Annotated in this window: 15 protein-coding genes; 9 read left to right on the forward strand and 6 right to left on the reverse strand. The window is 61.7% G+C overall.

Features of this window, described 5'->3' with window-relative positions; translation table 11 throughout:
* Nucleotides 1-350 precede the first annotated feature (350 nt).
* Nucleotides 351-2,495, forward strand: a complete 2,145-nt coding sequence (locus ACT9T4_RS01880) for a TonB-dependent siderophore receptor (RefSeq protein ID WP_499115228.1) — start codon at nt 351-353, stop codon at nt 2,493-2,495.
* A 180-nt stretch (nt 2,496-2,675) separates the two neighbouring features.
* Here ACT9T4_RS01880 and ACT9T4_RS01885 read toward each other — a convergent pair whose 3' ends face one another.
* From ACT9T4_RS01885 to ACT9T4_RS01895, 3 genes are all read right to left on the reverse strand, one after another.
* Entirely contained in the window at nt 2,676-3,047 is a 372-nt protein-coding gene (locus tag ACT9T4_RS01885) for a PH domain-containing protein (protein WP_179538796.1), read from the reverse strand.
* A gap of 135 nt (nt 3,048-3,182) precedes the next feature.
* The gene (locus tag ACT9T4_RS01890; RefSeq protein ID WP_499115231.1) at nt 3,183-3,782 is read right to left on the reverse strand and encodes a TetR/AcrR family transcriptional regulator; all 600 of its coding nucleotides are present in this window, start codon (nt 3,780-3,782) and stop codon (nt 3,183-3,185) included.
* Between the two features lie 17 nt (nt 3,783-3,799).
* Complete coding sequence (locus ACT9T4_RS01895) at nt 3,800-4,396, reverse strand: NAD(P)H-dependent oxidoreductase (protein ID WP_499115233.1); 597 nt, start codon at nt 4,394-4,396, stop codon at nt 3,800-3,802.
* A 167-nt stretch (nt 4,397-4,563) separates the two neighbouring features.
* Here ACT9T4_RS01895 and ACT9T4_RS01900 point away from each other — a divergent pair, with 167 nt between their 5' ends.
* The 5 genes from ACT9T4_RS01900 (at nt 4,564) to ACT9T4_RS01920 (ending at nt 9,736) form a co-directional block, all read left to right on the forward strand.
* Complete coding sequence (locus tag ACT9T4_RS01900; RefSeq protein ID WP_499115236.1) at nt 4,564-5,580, forward strand: extracellular solute-binding protein; 1,017 nt, start codon at nt 4,564-4,566, stop codon at nt 5,578-5,580.
* A 2-nt stretch (nt 5,581-5,582) separates the two neighbouring features.
* Nucleotides 5,583-7,157, forward strand: coding sequence for an ABC transporter permease (locus ACT9T4_RS01905; RefSeq protein WP_042551994.1), 1,575 nt, complete (start codon nt 5,583-5,585; stop codon nt 7,155-7,157).
* A 160-nt stretch (nt 7,158-7,317) separates the two neighbouring features.
* On the forward strand, nt 7,318-8,694 hold the full coding sequence (locus ACT9T4_RS01910; RefSeq protein WP_499115239.1) for a multicopper oxidase family protein: 1,377 nt from the start codon (nt 7,318-7,320) through the stop codon (nt 8,692-8,694).
* 15 nt (nt 8,695-8,709) lie between these two features.
* Entirely contained in the window at nt 8,710-9,186 is a 477-nt protein-coding gene (tadA, locus tag ACT9T4_RS01915) for a tRNA adenosine(34) deaminase TadA (RefSeq protein WP_499115241.1), read from the forward strand.
* Between the two features lie 88 nt (nt 9,187-9,274).
* Entirely contained in the window at nt 9,275-9,736 is a 462-nt protein-coding gene (locus tag ACT9T4_RS01920; RefSeq protein WP_499115267.1) for a hypothetical protein, read from the forward strand.
* A gap of 63 nt (nt 9,737-9,799) precedes the next feature.
* Here the strand turns inward: ACT9T4_RS01920 and ACT9T4_RS01925 are convergent, their stop codons facing one another.
* From ACT9T4_RS01925 to ACT9T4_RS01935, 3 genes are all read right to left on the reverse strand, one after another.
* A complete protein-coding gene (locus tag ACT9T4_RS01925; protein WP_499115243.1) occupies nt 9,800-10,585 on the reverse strand; it encodes an HAD hydrolase-like protein in 786 nt (261 codons plus the stop codon).
* 131 nt (nt 10,586-10,716) lie between these two features.
* Nucleotides 10,717-12,300, reverse strand: coding sequence for a rhodanese-related sulfurtransferase (locus ACT9T4_RS01930; RefSeq protein WP_499115245.1), 1,584 nt, complete (start codon nt 12,298-12,300; stop codon nt 10,717-10,719).
* A gap of 3 nt (nt 12,301-12,303) precedes the next feature.
* Nucleotides 12,304-12,906, reverse strand: coding sequence for a cysteine dioxygenase family protein (locus ACT9T4_RS01935; RefSeq protein ID WP_042551988.1), 603 nt, complete (start codon nt 12,904-12,906; stop codon nt 12,304-12,306).
* 396 nt (nt 12,907-13,302) lie between these two features.
* On the opposite strand from ACT9T4_RS01935, the gene ACT9T4_RS01940 reads away from it, so the two are divergent.
* From ACT9T4_RS01940 to ACT9T4_RS01950, 3 genes are all read left to right on the forward strand, one after another.
* The gene (locus ACT9T4_RS01940) at nt 13,303-14,376 is read left to right on the forward strand and encodes an LLM class flavin-dependent oxidoreductase (protein ID WP_499115269.1); all 1,074 of its coding nucleotides are present in this window, start codon (nt 13,303-13,305) and stop codon (nt 14,374-14,376) included.
* The gene (locus ACT9T4_RS01945; RefSeq protein WP_499115248.1) at nt 14,373-15,317 is read left to right on the forward strand and encodes an ABC transporter substrate-binding protein; all 945 of its coding nucleotides are present in this window, start codon (nt 14,373-14,375) and stop codon (nt 15,315-15,317) included. Before ACT9T4_RS01940 ends, ACT9T4_RS01945 begins: the two co-directional genes overlap by 4 nt.
* Nucleotides 15,318-15,415: 98 nt before the next feature.
* The gene (locus tag ACT9T4_RS01950) at nt 15,416-16,399 is read left to right on the forward strand and encodes an ABC transporter substrate-binding protein (RefSeq protein WP_042551985.1); all 984 of its coding nucleotides are present in this window, start codon (nt 15,416-15,418) and stop codon (nt 16,397-16,399) included.
* Nucleotides 16,400-16,737: the final 338 nt, after the last annotated feature.

Genomic DNA, 16,737 nt, shown 5'->3' on the forward strand with positions numbered 1-16,737 from the left:
GTGACGGCTGTGAGTGGTCCTTTCTGTGAGCTGTTGGCAGTCACTGTTAGCCATAACTAGAAGCCCGCTCGATTGCGGGCTTTTTCTATTCTGCGCTCGGTCTTTTCCAACTGCGCTGCGTACCGCGAGGCAACGCTTTCCTTGATCAAACCGGCGAGCTGCGTTCCTGTCCGGATCTTTTTTAAAAAAGAGTGGCGGGATTCACCGGTGAATCCGGCCTGTATGTGAATGACTATCGTTGTGATAGATATTTTCGAATATCATCAGTTGTACGATCTCTGCCGAGTCGTCGCGACAACGCTGAACGGGGCTAACGGCGGAAGCCCGCAAACAATCCGAGGATCTTGAGCATGACCGATAGTAAAAACGGGGTTATCAACGCGCACGCCTCCTGGCAGCGTGCCGCGACGGCAGCCATGTTCTGCGCCCCGCTGGTGGCTGTTCCCTTCGGTGTGAATGCCCAGGAGGCGATCACCATCGGGGAGGAGGAGAGCTATCGCCTCGCACCGATCATCGTGAACTCTCAGGCTGCGGCAAGTGATGACGCCAGCACGGTGGTCGCTCAGGAGCTTTGGGTCGGCGGCAAGGTCGCTACCAGCATCCTCAATACCCCAGCTTCGGTTTCCGTTGTGACCCAGAAGGAAGTCGAGCAGCGCAGCGCAAGCACCACTGAGGAAGTTCTGCAATACACTCCCGGTGTTATCACTGACTTCTACGGCTCTGATGACCGCAACGACTATTTCAAGATCCGTGGCTTTCAGGCCACTACCTACCGTGACGGTTTGACGCTTAGTTCGATGCGCGGTGTGCGCGAAGATCCTTTCGCCTATGAGCGCATCGAAGTACTGCGTGGCGCCAACTCAACCCTATTTGGCCCTGCTGACCCAGGCGGCTCGGTAAACTTCGTGAGTAAGCAGCCGCGCTTCAACTCGTTTGGCCAGGGTTATGTGACCTATGGATCCTTCGATCACAAGGAAGTCGGTATCGATGTGGGGGACGCGCTCAACGACAGCAAAACGCTGGCTGGCCGTTTCACCGCCAAGAAGCAAGACAGTGAACGCGAGTACGACCATTCTCAAGATGATAACCAGCTAGTCATGGGCGGCCTGACTTGGGCACCGACCGAATTCACTTCGGCGACCATCGTTCTGGATCACCTGAAAACTGAAAGCTCGCCCAACAGTGGCGGTTATCCTCTGGACAGGGAATATGACCGGGACGAGTTCTTTGGCGAGCCCAGCTACAATTTCCATGATGTGGAACGCACCAGCCTAAGCGGTAACATCACCCACGATTTCGACAACGGCTTCGTGCTGCGCAGTAACCTGCGTTACAGCAAATTGACCGATGACTTTGGTTACGTGTACCTAAGCGATACAGTGGGGCGTGTTGGAACCACTATCCCTCGTGTTCAATTTGCCACGGATAGTGAGGCCGACCAGCTCAACGGCAACGTGATGCTTCAATACGATCACCGCTTCGAGAACGTCGACAGCAGCTCTTTGGTGGGTATCGAGTATCTCGATTCGTCGACCGAATCCACTTCAATTTTTACCGGTGCCTCCTCGATCGACATCGCCAACCCTGTATTCACAGGTGTCCCCCGCGGAGCCGCGCCTTTCACCTCTCGCAAAGAGGACGCCAAGACGACTGCCGTCTTCCTCCAGCAAAACTTGTCTTTGTATGAGCGCTTCATCGTCACTGCCGGCGTGCGCAGAGACTTCATGGATTTGTCCAGCAAGGGTTTCAACACTTTCAACGTAGCTCCAAACCCTGTTGTGTTTGATGATAACGACAACTTTTCCGAGACTTCCTACCGCGGCGCGCTGACTTATATCGTCTCCGACGAAGTCTCCACCTATGTCAGCATGGTCGAGTCGGTCGCGCCGCCCGAAATCGGTGTAACGCCTAAGCGTGGTAAGCAGTACGAAGTCGGCGTGAAGTATTCGCCCATCGGCATGAACGCGTTGTTCTCGGCAGCCGTTTATGACCTTACCCAGGATGACGTCACTTTCGCTGTCACCCTGCCTGACAACCGCATCGAACAACAAACGATTGGTGAGACGCGCACGCGCGGCCTTGATTTGGAAGCAAAGGCTGATATCACCGAAAACCTTAGCCTGGTCGGGGGTTATTCCTACATGGAGTCGGAGATCATTCGTGACATCGACCCATCTCGAGAGGGCAATGAATTCGATGTTGCGCCGAAGCACTCTGCTTCGCTGTGGAGCTATTACAGCTTCCCAGGCACGAAGATGAGCGCTGGCCTGGGTGCCCGTTATGTAGGTGCCTATTACTTCAATCTTGCCAACACCGGCAAAAGCGAAGCAACCACGCTGTACGACGCCGCGTTCAACTACAACATCGCCAAAGGCACCGACCTGGCGCTTAACGTCAGCAACCTGCTCGACGAGCAGCATGTGGTCGGCTCCGGTACCGCCAACTACTACAACCCTGGCCGCGAAGTCACTGCGAAGCTGAGCTACAACTGGTAAGCAGGTCGATCGTCGCCCGAGCGGTTTCGTGCCGCGCTGGCGATGCTCCGTGATTGCGCTCGGTCTCCTTTGAGATCGGGCAGCAAAGGGGAATGCCGCTAATGAAAAAGGCGCGAATCGCCAGTCGATTCGCGCCTTTTTCAGTTTTCCAGGTACCGCAAACGGTGTGGTTTGCCAGCGTCAGCCAAAAACATGCGCCGAGATAAGCTTGGAAATCTCCACGATCGCCGTCTTGCCGGTGAACTCGAACTTCACCTTGCCGAGTGACGAGAAATGGATCTCCAGTTCCGAGTCCAGATCGAAGGTGCCGGAGGTTTCGATCGAATAGGCGACGATGTTCTTGTAGGGCAGCGAGGTGAAATCCTTCTTGCTGCCGGTAAGGCCCTGCACGTTTACCGCGATGATGCGCTTGTTGGTGAACACCACGCCGTCGCGCATGGACTTGTAAGAGTCGATGACCTGCTCATTTTCAAGCAGCAGGTCGCTGACGCGCTGGGCGTATTCGTCGTTCTGCTTGAGTTTGAAAAAGCCTTTGTTGTTGAAGTCGATCATCCGCGCATTTCTCCATGGGGGCAGGTTCAAGTGGTTCCGCTTAGAAGACGGCCGCGGAGCGTTTTTGGCAAGCTGCAAGTGGGATCAATAACCCGTCGATCCAGGTCGGCTGGCGGCTGGTTGGTCGAGATCGCTTTATCGGCTTCGCTCGACCAGCCCGAGAATGATCGCCTGCAGCTCATCCTGGGCCTGCTCTTCGCTGATGTCGCCAGCGACGGCTGCATCCGAGAGCGAGTCGGCGGCGCCGAGCATGGCCCACATGCCGGCTGAGGACGTGCCTCTGGGGGCGCAGAAGGGCGCCAGAATCGCTGCACATTTTTCGATGAAGGCATGCTGGTACTGCTTCTTCACCGCTGCCAGCTCCGGGGAGCCGTTGAGTGCCGCCACCACATCGGATATCTCGCGCCCCTGGGTCAGTACGCAATTGACGTAGCTGGCGGCGATGACGCGACTCTTGTCCTGCAGGTTCGCGGCAGCGGCTTCGATGGCAGCATCGAAGATCCTGGTCTGGCGCTCGTCATAATCCTGATAGAGCGCCGCCAACAGCCCGTTGCGGGTGCCGAAGTGGTCGTACACCACCGGTTTGGTCACGCCCGCTGCTTCGGCCAGATTACCCAGCGTCAGGGCATCCGTGCCTTCATCCCCGATCAACTGCCAGGCCACTTGCAGAAGCTGGCGCGTGCGCTCCTCCCGTGGCAAGCGGCGACGTGGCGATACGGGGGGCTGGGAACTCATCGATACTCCGGGGCATTTCAGGATTGCTCGGCGAACAGCTTACGGCCAATCGCCTGCGCCGTCTCCAGATGCGCTTGCGGGAAACCGGGATCCGAGGCCAGCAGAAACTGCGATGAGGCGACCGGCGCGCCGCAGTAATCGAAGATGCCATGGTCGATCTGGGTTTGCATCGCCTGGTCATAGCCGTGACGGGTGAAGGTGCCTGCGTCGGCACCACCAATGGCCACCAGATGGACCTGCAGGCGCTGCAGCTTTTTCACCACCTTGCCGTTGTCGGCCTCTTCATAGGCCCAGCCGTTGGTGAACACGCGGTCGATCCAGCCCTTGAGCAGGGCAGGGAAGGACCACCAGTAAATCGGGTAGACCAGCACCAGCGCGTCGGCCCGCTCGAGCCGAGCATGTTCGGCGGCGACGTCTGCCGGTGCGGGCGCGTTTTTCTGGAACAGGGCGATATCCGCTTCGTTGAAGCGTGGGTCGAACCCTTCGGCTGCCAGATCGGCCAGTTCGACCGAGTGCCTGGCTTCCATGGTGGCAAGCCCATCGGCGATACCGTTAGCGATCGCGTGGGTCAGGGAGTGTTTGTCCGGGTGTGCAACGACGATAAGGGCATGCATGGGTTAGCTCCAATAATGACTTCCTACTATTGGTAACTTACTTTTGGTAGGATGTCGAGAGGCGATGACTCTTTACGTGGTTAGCGCCGATGCACGCATTGCTTGAGAATCAGCTGCAGTTGGCCCGTATAATCGCCAGTAACTTTTTGTTTCAGAGGACGTGGTCAATGTCAGCTCATCGAGTAACCGGTCTGGCGCGTGCGATTGCCGCGGGTGTTCTGTCTTCCCTGCTGTTCGCCGGTGCTGTGCATGCTGACGATGCCGTGACCCTGACGCTGTACAACGGCCAGCACGAGGCCACCGGCAAAGCGGTGGCGGCTGCCTTCGAGAAAAAGACCGGCATCAAGGTGCTGATCCGCAAGGGCGGTGGCGGCCAGTTGGCCAACCAGATCGCCGAAGAGGGCGAGCGTTCGCCGGCAGATATCATCTACACCGAAGAAGCACCGCCGCTGATCAAGCTCGGCAGCCAGGGCCTGCTGGCCAAGGTGGATGACAGCACCCTGTCTCAGATCGACTCCAAGTTCTCCGATGACAACGGCAACTGGATCGGCATCACTTCGCGCGTGCGCGTGCTGGCCTACAACCCGGATCTGGTCACCGAGGCCGAACTGCCGAAAAGCGTGCTGGAAGTGGCCGACCCCGAGTGGGCCGGCAAGATCGCTTTCGTGCCGAGCAGCGGCGAGTTCCTTGGCCAGACGGCAGCGGTCATCCGCCTCGATGGTCGCGAGGCCGCCGAAGAGTGGCTGACCGGCCTAAAGGCCTTCGGCAGCACCTACACCAACAACGTCATCGCCATGAAGGCGGTGGAAAACGGTGAGGTCGGTGCTGCGCTGGTCAACAGCTACTACTGGACCGCATTGAAGAAAGAGAAGGGCGAGCTGAAATCCAGGCTGCACTATTTCGCCGATGGCGATGCGGGCGGCCTGTCGAGCGTGTCCGGCGCGGCCGTGGTCAAGGCCAGCAAGCACCCGAAAGAGGCCCAGCAGTTTCTCGCCTTCATGATCAGCGAGGAAGGGCAGCAGGCCATTCTGAGTAAATCCGCCGAGTACCCGGTCAACCCCAAGGTGCAGGCCGATCCGCTGCTCAAGCCCTATGACCAGCTCAAGCCGCCGGCCATCACCGCCGCGCAGATCGGCCTGGCCGAGGACGCGCTGGAGCTGCAACGCGAAGTGGGAATGAACTGACCATGCAGCCCCAGGCGGTAACCCCCGAATTGCCGCTGCCCCCGGTAAACGTCACCACGCGGCGCCGCAAGGCACCACCGATCTGGCTGCAGCTTCCGATCCTGGCCTTGCTGTTGCTCGCCGCATTGCCACTGTTCTTCGTGGTCGCCCGCGCCACGCAGGTCGGGCCGCACGAAGCCTTCGCGCTGCTCTGGCGGCCGTTCGTATTCGGCCTGCTGGCCAATACCCTGAAGCTGATGGTACTGGTGACCCTGGGCTGTGCGCTGCTTGGCCTGGCGCTGGCCTGGCTGGTGGAACGCAGCGATCTGCGCTGGCGTCAGCACTGGAACGTGCTGCTATGCCTGCCATTCGCCATTCCCTCGTTCGTCAGCGGCTTCACCTGGGTGTCTATCAGCCCCATGTTCGAAGGCCTGGGCGGCACGGTGCTGGTCATGGTGCTGTCGAAGTACCCGCTGATCTACTTGCCGGTGGTCGCGGTGCTGCGCAATCTCGACCCGGCCCTCGAAGAATCGGCGCGGATGCTCGGTTGCAGTCGCCGCCAGGTGTTCTGGCGGGTCACGCTGCCGCTGCTGCGCCCCGTGCTGATGGCCACCAGCCTGCTGGTCGCCGTGCATATGCTGGTCGAGTTCGGCGCGCCGTCGATCATGCGTTACCAGACCTTCACCACCGCCATCTATCAGCAGTTCGAACTGGAGTTCAGCGGCAGCAATGCGGCCATGCTGTCCGCGCTGCTGCTGGCGCTGTGCATGCTGCTGCTGTGGGGCGAGTTCCGCCTGCGCGGGCGCGGCTATGCGCGCACCGGCCAGGGCGTGGCACGCAGCGCCGCACGGCTGCGCCTGGGTCGCTGGAGTGTGCTGGCTCAGACGCTGCTGCTGGCGCTGGTAGCCATCGGCTGCGGTGTGCCGCTGGTGATGCTGGGGTTCTGGATCGTCGAGGGCAGCTCGGCCAGCTTCCCGGTGCTGGAAATCGCCGAGACGCTGTGGTCGTCGCTGACCTATTCCTTTGGTGGTGCCTTGCTCAGTTGCCTGCTGGCACTGCCGGTATGCCTGGTGGTCGTGCGCTACTACGGTCGCATGGCGACGCTGGCGGATCGTTTGCCGTACCTGCTGCACGCCTTGCCGGGCCTGGTGATCGCCTTGTCGCTGGTGTTCTTCGCCCTTGGCTACGTGCCTGCGCTTTATCAGACCAGCATCCTGCTGCTGGTGGCCTATGCGTTGTTGTTCATGCCCATGGCTCAGGGGCCGATCCGCGTGGCATTGGAAAAGGCTTCACCGCAACTGGAAGAAGCCGCGCGCACCCTGGGGCATACGCCGATCGCCACCTTTCTGAGGGTCACCTTGCCAATCATCTCGCCCGCTATCGGCGCCGGGTTCGTACTGGTATTTCTCGACTGCATGAAAGAGCTGACCGCCACCCTGATCCTCGGCCCGACCGGTCTGGAGACCCTGGCGACCAAGGTCTGGTCGCACACCGGCAACCTGGAGTACGCCGGCGCCGCGCCTTATGCGGCGCTGATCGTGCTGGTGTCGGGGTTGCCGGTGTATCTGCTGACCACGCGGGCCTATCGGCGTACGTAGATATGGCGTGTAGGGGACTGGGCGGCTAACCCGTCCACCGCAGCGACCCTTAACGCCCTCGCTTGCAAGGTGTATCGTGCGCAGCTCTCCAGCGCCTGCAGAGGCGTATTCGATCAGACCTGATTAGCGTTATCGCAGTCCCGCTTCAGGAGCAGGCTTCATGAGTTTCACCCGTAGACAGGTGTTGGGCGGTTTGGTCGGTCTTGGCGTCGTTGGCCTGGGCGCTGGCGGCGCACGTTATTGGTTGGGGCGCCCGTTCGACCGCAAGACCCACGACTACGAGCTGATCGCCGCGCCCCACGATATCGAGCTGGTGCCCGGTCATGTCACGCCGGCGTGGGCGTTCGGTGGCCAGGCACCCGGCGTCGAGTTGCGCTGCCGTCAGGGTGATGAACTGCGTGTGCGCTTCATCAATCACCTGCCCGAGGCCACCACCATTCACTGGCACGGCATACGCCTGCCGCTGGAGATGGACGGTGTGCCCTATGTCTCTCAATTGCCTGTGCTGCCGGGCGAATACTTCGATTACCGTTTCGTCACCCCGGATGCCGGCAGCTACTGGTATCACCCTCACGAGTCGAGCGCCAAACAGCTGGGGCGCGGCCTAGTCGGCCCGCTGATCATCGAGGAGCGCGAGCCCACCGGTTTCCAGCACGAACGCACGTTGTGCCTGAAGAGCTGGCACGTGGACGGGCAGGGAGCATTCACCGAGTTCAGCGTACCCCGGGAGGCTGCCCGCGAGGGCACCCGTGGGCGCCTGTCGACCATCAATGGCATCTCACTGCCCACCCTGGCACTGCCGGCTGGACAGGTGGTACGCCTGCGGCTGATCAACGTCGACAGCACCGTCACCTACCGCCTCAACCTGCCCAAGGGCGAGGCTCGCATCTACGCACTGGACGGCAACCCCATCCAGCCGCGCCCATTGGGCAAAGAATACTGGCTGGGGCCGGGCATGCGCATCGACCTGGCGCTCAAGGTGCCGGACGTCGGCAGCGAAGAACTGTCGTTGCGCAACGGGCCGCTGCGCCTGGCCACCATCAAGTCCGTCGCCAGCAGTGAGCCCGCCGCCGAGTGGCCGCCCGCGCTGCCGCCAAACCCGGTGGCCGAACCGGATCTGCAGCGCGCCGAAACCCTGCGCTTCAACTTCGAGTGGGCAGCGTCACTGGCATCCCCGGCCGATGAAGCCGCAGGCCGCTACAAGTACTGGCAGATCAACGGCCAGGCCTGGGACATCAACGACAAGACCTGCGCCGATCGCCCCATCGCCAGCCTGAAGAAGGACGGTCACTACATCTTCGTGCTGCGCAACATGGCTCAGTACCAACACCCGATCCACCTCCACGGGCTGATCTTCAAGGTGCTGGACTCCAACCGCCGCAAGATCGAGCCGTACTACACCGACACCTTCCTGCTCGGCAAGAACGAGACCGCGCGCATCGCCTTCGTTGCCGATAACCCCGGTGTGTGGATGTTCCATTGCCACGTCATCGACCACATGGAAACCGGCCTGATGGCCGCTATCGAGATCGCTTGACGTGAGTGCCCTGACTTGAGAGCCCCGCTGATCATTGACCGTAGCCACGACGAGCGCTTCATGCGTGAAGCGCTGGAGCTTGCAGGCAAAGGTGCCCAGCTCGGCGAAGTGCCGGTCGGCGCCGTGCTGGTGCAGGGCGGCGAAGTGATCGGCCGCGGTTTCAATTGCCCTATCTCTACCAGCGACCCTAGCGCCCATGCCGAAATGGTCGCCATCCGCGCTGCCTCCCAGGCCGTCAGCAACTACCGTCTACCTGGCAGCACCCTGTACGTGACCCTCGAGCCCTGCGCCATGTGCGCAGGGCTCATCGTCCACTCGCGGGTGCAGCGCATAGTCTTCGGTGCCAGCGAGCCCCGCGCGGGTATGGCGGTGAGTCGCGGGCAGTTCTTCGACCAGGGCTTTCTCAACCACCGCGTGCTGGTCGAGGGCGGGGTGCTGGCGGAGGACTGTGGGGCGGTGCTGAAGGCGTTTTTCAAGGCGCGGCGGGGATAGTCTGTTTAACGACGCTGGGCTATGGGGGCAGAGCTTCCTATACGCCGGTGACAATACTTCAGGAGCATTGAGATTGATCAAAGCAGGGATGTTTGTAGTAGCGGCACTGCTGGGCGCAGCTGCCCAGGCGGCCGAGCGGCAGGTTTATCTGGTTGCGACGGTGCATCTGGACGGGTCCAACCTGGCCCAGAGCATCTTTCTGCACGAGCCGAAAATTACCGAGTTACAGGGCTGCCTCGATGCCGTGCGCAAGGGCCAGCGCGAGCGTGACTGGCAGCAGTATCACCATATCTTCCGGCGTGATGCGTTCAAGGGTTTCACCGGGCATATGCGTTATCGCTGCGCCTATAGCGATCTGCAGATCAGCGGCTGGTACGACGGGCCGCGCTACAACCAGCCCTACCTGATCACCGTCGATGATGATTCCGTGCTTGGCGTGACCCGTGCACCGAGTCAGGCGCAATGCTCCACGCAATTGCGGGCACTACCGGCGAAGAAGCAGGCGCAGAGTTTCTGTGCGATGGGTAACCAGAGCGTTACCTCGCGTTAGTGTGTGGCGTACCCGTAACTCAAGGTGGGTCGGGCTCCAAGTGTTCGGGCTATGGCAATGCCGTCAGGCCTCGGGTTGGCCGCGAATGATTGAGTTAACAAGTGCCGGAAGAGCGGCCACGCTAGGGATTTTGTGGTCTGGCTGAAGCTCGTGTTCGACGGCATCCCGGCCTTTTCCGGTTTCTACCTGTACGGTACTGATACCAGCGGCCTGGCCACCAGCAATGTCGGTCAAACGATCGTCCCCGACGATAATTGTGCTTGCCGCTGAAGACCCGAGATCGGAAAGAACGGAGGCAAAAAATGAAGCCGAAGGCTTGCCGCAAATAGTCGCTTTCGTGCCCGTCGCATATTCAAGTGCTGCAATATAAGCGCCGCTGTCCAGTTCGGGCCCATGCGGGGTAAGACTGTATGCATTCTTGTGCATTGCAATAAGCTTTGCGCCTGACCTTATGAGCTGGAATGCTCGGTTAATGGTGGTGATGTCAAAGCCGTCGGATACCCCGCCAACAATGATGTAGTCGGGGTTTTCTCTGTTCAACTGCGAGGAGGGGAAAAGCGGCCTGACAGCGCCCGGTATCAGCAGGTCTGTGTAGCTTGCTGCGGATGTAGATACCCACTGTGCCGCCGCTAGAGAGGATGTGTAGATATGGCTTGCTGTGATGTTGGTGAAGCCAAGACTCTGTAGTTCCTGTGCGATTACCCCGGGAGAACGTTCGCTAATGTTACTCAGTAGCTTGAATTTGAGGCCAAGTCTTTCTATGGCCAGCAGGGCTTCGTTGGCGCCTTCAATCGCTGTTCCTTGAAACGTAAGTGTTCCGTCTATATCGAGTAGAACGGCATCCAGCATGATTGATGTCGCCTCGACTACCAGGGGGATCTCCCCCCAGCCCTGCACTGAGTTTTAGTCGTATCGCTTTCAGGCTCTGCTGGTCATGGGGCAGCGGAAAACGTCTTACGGTTTTCCACCGCGCATGAACGTCAGATCACCCTGAACCCATGGGTGCCATCCCGGCCGAGTTGTTCGACCAGGCCGAACTCCCAGTCCAGATAGCCCTGCATCGCCTCGCGCGGATTGTCCGTGCCCTCGTACGGGCGGCGATAGCGGTCGCTGCGCGGCACGGCCAGGTGCTGTTCGCCGGATTCGTCCGGCAGGCCGGCGGCGAACCAGGCAGCATTGCCGCCAGCCAGCAGGAACACCGGTTTGCCGGTCAGGGCCTGCAGTTCATCCACCACGAAGCGCGCCAGCAGGCTGCTGCCACAGGTGACTACGTAGCGTTCGGCCACCGGCAGGTTCTCCAGGGCCTGTGGCAGTTGTGCGCGGATGGCCCAGTGAGCCCCGGCGATGTGGCGTTTGACGTGGTTGGCGCTGGTGGTGAAGTCGATCACCACCGTATCGCCTGCTGCCAGCCAGCTTTGCAAGGTGTGCGGGCTTATTTCCTCCGGCTGCGGCAGAGCGGGCAGGGGGGCGATCCAGGCGCCGGTTTCGCTGAAGGCGCTCTGTGGCAGGTTGTCCAGCACGTGCACGTCCCAGCCCAACTGAGCCAGCCAGGAGGCGCTCATGTTGGCGCGCACGCCATCGTCGTCAGCGAGCACGATGCGCGCGCCACGTACGCTGGCGAAATGATCGGTTTCCTGAACCAGTTGGCCGCCCGGCGTGGAGCGCGCGCCGGGCAGGTGACCGGCTTCGTACTCTTCCGGCGTGCGCACGTCTAACAGATAGGTGGTACGCGCCGGTTGCGCCTGCCAGGCGCTCAGGTGCTCGAGTGTGGCGCGGCCGACGCCGGCCTTGTCGGCCACGACGCGGGCCGATCGTGCGGCCTGTTCATGGTTGTTGGTGCTGACCCCGCCGAAGCGCCGGCTCTGGCCATGCTCCAGTTGCTGGCCGGCCAGGGTCCAGCCGATGGTGCCGTTGCGCAGCGCGGCGACCGGGTTGGGCACGCCCGCATTCACCAGCGACTGGGTGCCGATGATGCTGCGGGTGCGCCCCGCGCAGTTGACGATGATTTGCGTGGCCGGATCAGGCGCCAGCTCGCGGGCGCGCAATACCAGTTCGGCGCCCGGTACGCTGATCCCGGTAGGGATGCTCATGGTCTGGTATTCGTCGAAACGGCGGGCGTCGAGCACCACCACGTCGGCCTTGGCATCGAGCAGGGCCTGTACCTCTTCGGCCGCCAGCGAGGGCGTGTGGCGCTGGCTTTCCACCAGTTCGCCGAAGGCCTTGCTCGGTACGTTGACGTCACGGAACAGCTCGCCACCGGCGTTGCGCCAGCCGGCCAGTTGGCCTTCCAGCAGGGCCACGTCGCTGTAACCGAGTTGCAGCAGGCGCTCGGCGGCGACCCGGGCCAGGCCTTCGCCGTCGTCGTAGACGGTGATCGTGGTGTCGCGGCGCGGCACCCGGGCATGGATTTCCAGTTCGAGTTTGGAAAGCGGAATGTTGGCGGCGAACAGTGGGTGGTCTTCGGCGAAGGGCGCCTCTTCGCGCACGTCGATGAGGGCGACTTCCTGCTGTTGCAGCAGGGCGGTGCGGATATCGGCGAAAGAGCGGGTTACGACTTGGCTCATGGTTCAGGACTCGTGTTGGGCGGGCTGCCGTTGGGCAATGGAAGGCGGCGTGGAGTAGCCGGAGATGAACAATTTTTCGCTGCCGTCCTCGCGGTACACGGCGCGATGCACCGCACCGATGTCGGCACCGTAGACGTGGATGCTGATCGACACGCGATCGTCGAACGCATTGCTGACCTGATGGATGTCGCCAATGCGCGGCGATACCGCTTCCACCTGGCCAGGCTCCAGGCGCACGGCATCACCATCGGCATGCAGGCTGCCGTCGGCCTGACGGCTGAAGCCCTGGGAAGCCTCGGCGCCGCGCAGCATGCCGATCAGCCCCCATACACGATGGTCGTGCACGGGCGTGCTTTGTCCCGGGCCCCAGACGAAGCTGACCACCGAGAAGCGTCGCGCCGGGTCGAGGTGCAGCAGGTACTGCTGGTAGCGCTCGCTGCTTGGCTGGGCCAGTTCGTTCGGCAGCCAGTCGTCATGACTGACCAGTTGCTGCAGCAGCTCGCCACCGCGTTCGATCAGGGTGCCCTCGTCGGGCTCGCGGTTCAGCAGGTCCGAGAGGCTGGCAACGAAGACATTCAGGCGTTGTGGGGTTGCGGGATGACTCATGGCGGGAATCCGTAGCGGTTTGAAGCCTAAGGTAGCAATCCGCTATTGATTATAAAAATTCAATTTATTCATAAGCTAATATGCGTATTGAGTAATTTCAGGCGCGTCGTTCGGCTCGCTTCGCTCCGCTGCTCGCTTAACTCTTCGGGCATGCCGGGGCCATTTCCATGCTTATCGCCTGGCCAAAGCCCACGCTTGAGCCTGTTTCCTCGGTTTTGATTGTTTTGCATATTAGGTTATTCCTAAAATGAATTTCATTTCCTGTTCGGCTATCTATAAATTTTATAAGAAATAGCCAGTAAAGACGTTTTTATTATAAGTGGGCGTTTGCAGCACCTTGGCTCCCGGACATGACTACGTGACAGGAATCGCGACATGAGCATTGAAATCATCGGCATGATCACCGCGGCGCCAGCGTCGGAAGTGGATCAGCCTCTGGGCGATGCGGTGGATCCGGCGTTCGTCGCCAGGTTCGCCCAGGCTCATGAAGCGGCGGGCTTCGACCGGGTGCTGGTTGGTTACTTTTCCAACGGCCCGGAGGGGGCGGTGGTCAGTTCCTTCGTGGCTGCCGCGACGCACAAGCTGGGCATCCTGCTGGCATACCGGCCCGGGATGATCGCACCGCCCCTGGCCGCGCGGCAGCTCGCCACGCTGGATCAGTTCAGCGCTGGTCGCCTGGCACTCAATGTGGTCAGCGGCGGTAATGACGAGGACCTGCAGCGAGACGGCGACTACCTCGATCATGCCCAGCGTTATGCCCGCACCAACGAATACCTGCGCGCGCTGAAGGCCGTCTGGACGGCCGATCAGCCGGTGGATTTCAGCGGCGACTTCTACCGCTTCCAGGGCGCCTCGCCCGCGGTGCGCTGTACGCAGCGGCCGCACATCCCGATCTATTTCAGCGGTGCGTCTGCTGCGGCAGTGCAGGTCGCGGCGCAGCATGCGGATACCTACATGTTGTGGGGCGAACCTCTGGCTTCGGTGGCCGAGCAGGTCGCCTGCGTCAGGACGGCAGCTGCTGCATATGGCCGCACGCCGCGATTCTCGGTGTCGTTCCGGCCGATCGTCGCGGACACCGAGGAGGCTGCCTGGAAGCGTGCCGCCGAGATACTCGAGCAGGTTCGCGAGAACCGCGTTCGTCTGGGCTTGCCGCTTACCGAACACGCTCCCGAGAACGTCGGCTCCCAGCGTCTGCTGGCGGCGGCGGGGCAGGGGGAGGTGCTGGACAGTCGCTTGTGGATGGGCGTCGCGCGGCTGACCGGCGCGCGCTGGAACTCCACGTCGCTGGTCGGCACGCCGGAGCAGGTCGCCGCGGCGCTGGGCGAGTACTACAAGCTTGGCGTGTCCACGTTTCTGATTCGCGGTTTCGACCCGCTGGGCGATGCCATCACCTACGGGCAGGGGCTGATTCCCGCCATCCATGAACATATCGCCCGTCTGGGCAACCCAGCAGAGGAAACCTTGCAATGAAACTGTCCGCATTGTTGCGTACCGCGTTGGCTGGCGCGCTCCTGGCCGCGCCGGTGGTCCAGGCTGCCGAGCAGATCACCCTGCGCGTGGGAGACCAGAACTACTACAACGTCCGTGCTTCGGTGGAGGCGTCCGGGGTGCTCGAAGGCGCTCCCTACAAGGTCGACTGGAAACACTTCCAGTCCGCCGCGCCGGTCGCCGAAGGCCTGGATGCCGGTGCCCTGGACCTGGGGTTTCTTGGCGATTCGGGGTTTATCTTCCTGGCCGCCAAGGGCGCGCCGGTAAAGCTCATCGGCGTATCGCGGCAGAACCCGGATACCATCGCCCTGCTGGTACCCAAGGATTCGCCGGCCAAGACCATCGCTGACCTGAAAGGCAAGAAGGTCGCCTACTGGCCGGGAGCCTGGAGCCAGCGACTGACGTTGCGTGCGCTGGAGAAGGCCGGGCTGCCCCGCGACTACGTGCAGTTCGTCAAACTGATGCCCATCGACGCCGCCGCGGCATTGCCACAGGGCAGCATCGACGCCTTCCCGGTGTGGGAGCCCTACATTTCCCAGCAGATCGTGTTTTCCGGCGCCAAACCGATCATCACCGCCCGCGACCTGATGCCGGGGCTGTCGAGCATCGCTGCCAATGCCGCTACCCTGGATGAGAAACGCGCGGCCATCAGCGACTTCCTCGGCCGTCTGCAGAAGGCCCGCGCCTGGGTCGATGCGAACAAGGAAACCTACGCCGACCTGTGGGCGAAGAAAGCCAATCTCGATCAGGCGGTATCGCGCCACTGGATCGGCCAGGCCAACATGAGCGTCGGGCCGGTGGATGAACAGGCTGCCCGTGACTATCAGGACACCGCCGACTTCCTCGTCGAAACCGGCGCGCTGCCAGAGGCATTCGACACCAGAGCGGTCATCGACACCTCGTTCGGCAACGCCTTCAAGTAAGACGGGTCTGTCCCCGTACCACGCAACGACTGTCTTTCGAGCCTGTGAGCGTTCCAACGCAGCAGCTCCCGCGCATCACCGCCACTGGAGCTTTCTGCATGTCCCGTTTTCGTTTTACCACCGTTTCTCTGCTGGCCGCACTGTCGTTCAGCAGCCTGTTGCAGGCCGCCGAGCCCGTCACTATCCGCCTGGGCGACGTGAAGGGCGATCGCTACGCCTCGCTGCGTGCCTCGGGTGAGCTGGAAAACCTCGCTTACAAGGTCGAGCTGACGCCGTTCGCCGCAGGCGCTCCGGTGCTGGAGGCGCTGAATGCCAATGCCCTGGATGTCGGCTTTACCGGCGATATCCCGTTCCTCTTCGTGCATGCTGCCGGCGCCCAGTTGAAGGCCGTTGGCGCCTGGCGTTACAACACCGAGACCGTGGCGCTGGTAGTGCCGAAGGACTCGGGCGCGCAAGGCGTGGCGGATCTCAAGGGCAAGCGCATTGCCGTCAATCGCGGCGGCTGGGGGCATTTTCTGGCGCTCGGCCTGCTGGAGAAGAACGGCCTGACCGACAAGGACGTGACCTTCTCCTTCCTCGGCCCGGTCGATGGTCGTGCCGCCCTGGTGCGTGGTTCGGTTGACGCCTGGGTGCCGTGGGAGCCCTACACCTCCAATGCCATCCTCATCGATGGTGCGCGAGTGATCGCTGACGGGCGTGGCATCATGAGTGGCTACTCCTATGCCCTGGCCAGCGACAAGGCCCTGGCCGACGCCGACAAGAAAGTCGCCATCGGCGATCTGCTGGTTCGCCTGGCCAAGGCTCAGCAGTGGGCGCTCGCCCATCCACAGCAGATGGCCGACGCCCTCTCCGAAGACCTCAACATTCCCCAGAACGTCGCCCGTCGCTGGGTTGAGGAAGCACGCATCCAGCCCGCGGCATTGGACGAGGAAGTTGCCACCAGCCTGCAGAACGCCGCGGACTTCTTCCACCGCCACGGCGTGTTACCGAAAAAGCTCGATGTACAGCAGGCGTTCGATTTCAGCCTGGCAGGAGACGTGCGCAAGGCGATTGCGGAGGATCAGTCGCAGGCCGCACGCTGACAGCGATATCGCCCGCAAGCGGGCGGGGCTAATCCAGTGATCCCAATCGTAGGAGCTGGCTTGCCAGCGATGCGATCCGGCAGGCGCTATCGCCCGCGAGCGGGCTCCTACGGACCGTGGCTAATCCAGTGATGCCAATTGTAGGAGCTGGCTTGCCAGCGATGCGATCCGGCAGACGCTATCGCCCGCAAGCGGGCTCCTACGGACTGGGGCTGATCCAGTGATGCCAATCGTAGGAGCTGGCTTGCCAGCGATGCGATTCGGCAAACGCTATCGCCCGCAAGCGGGCTCCTACGGACCGTGGCTAATCCGGTGATCCCAATCGTAGGAGCTGGCTT

This window comes from Pseudomonas sp. SZ40, assembly GCF_052958135.1.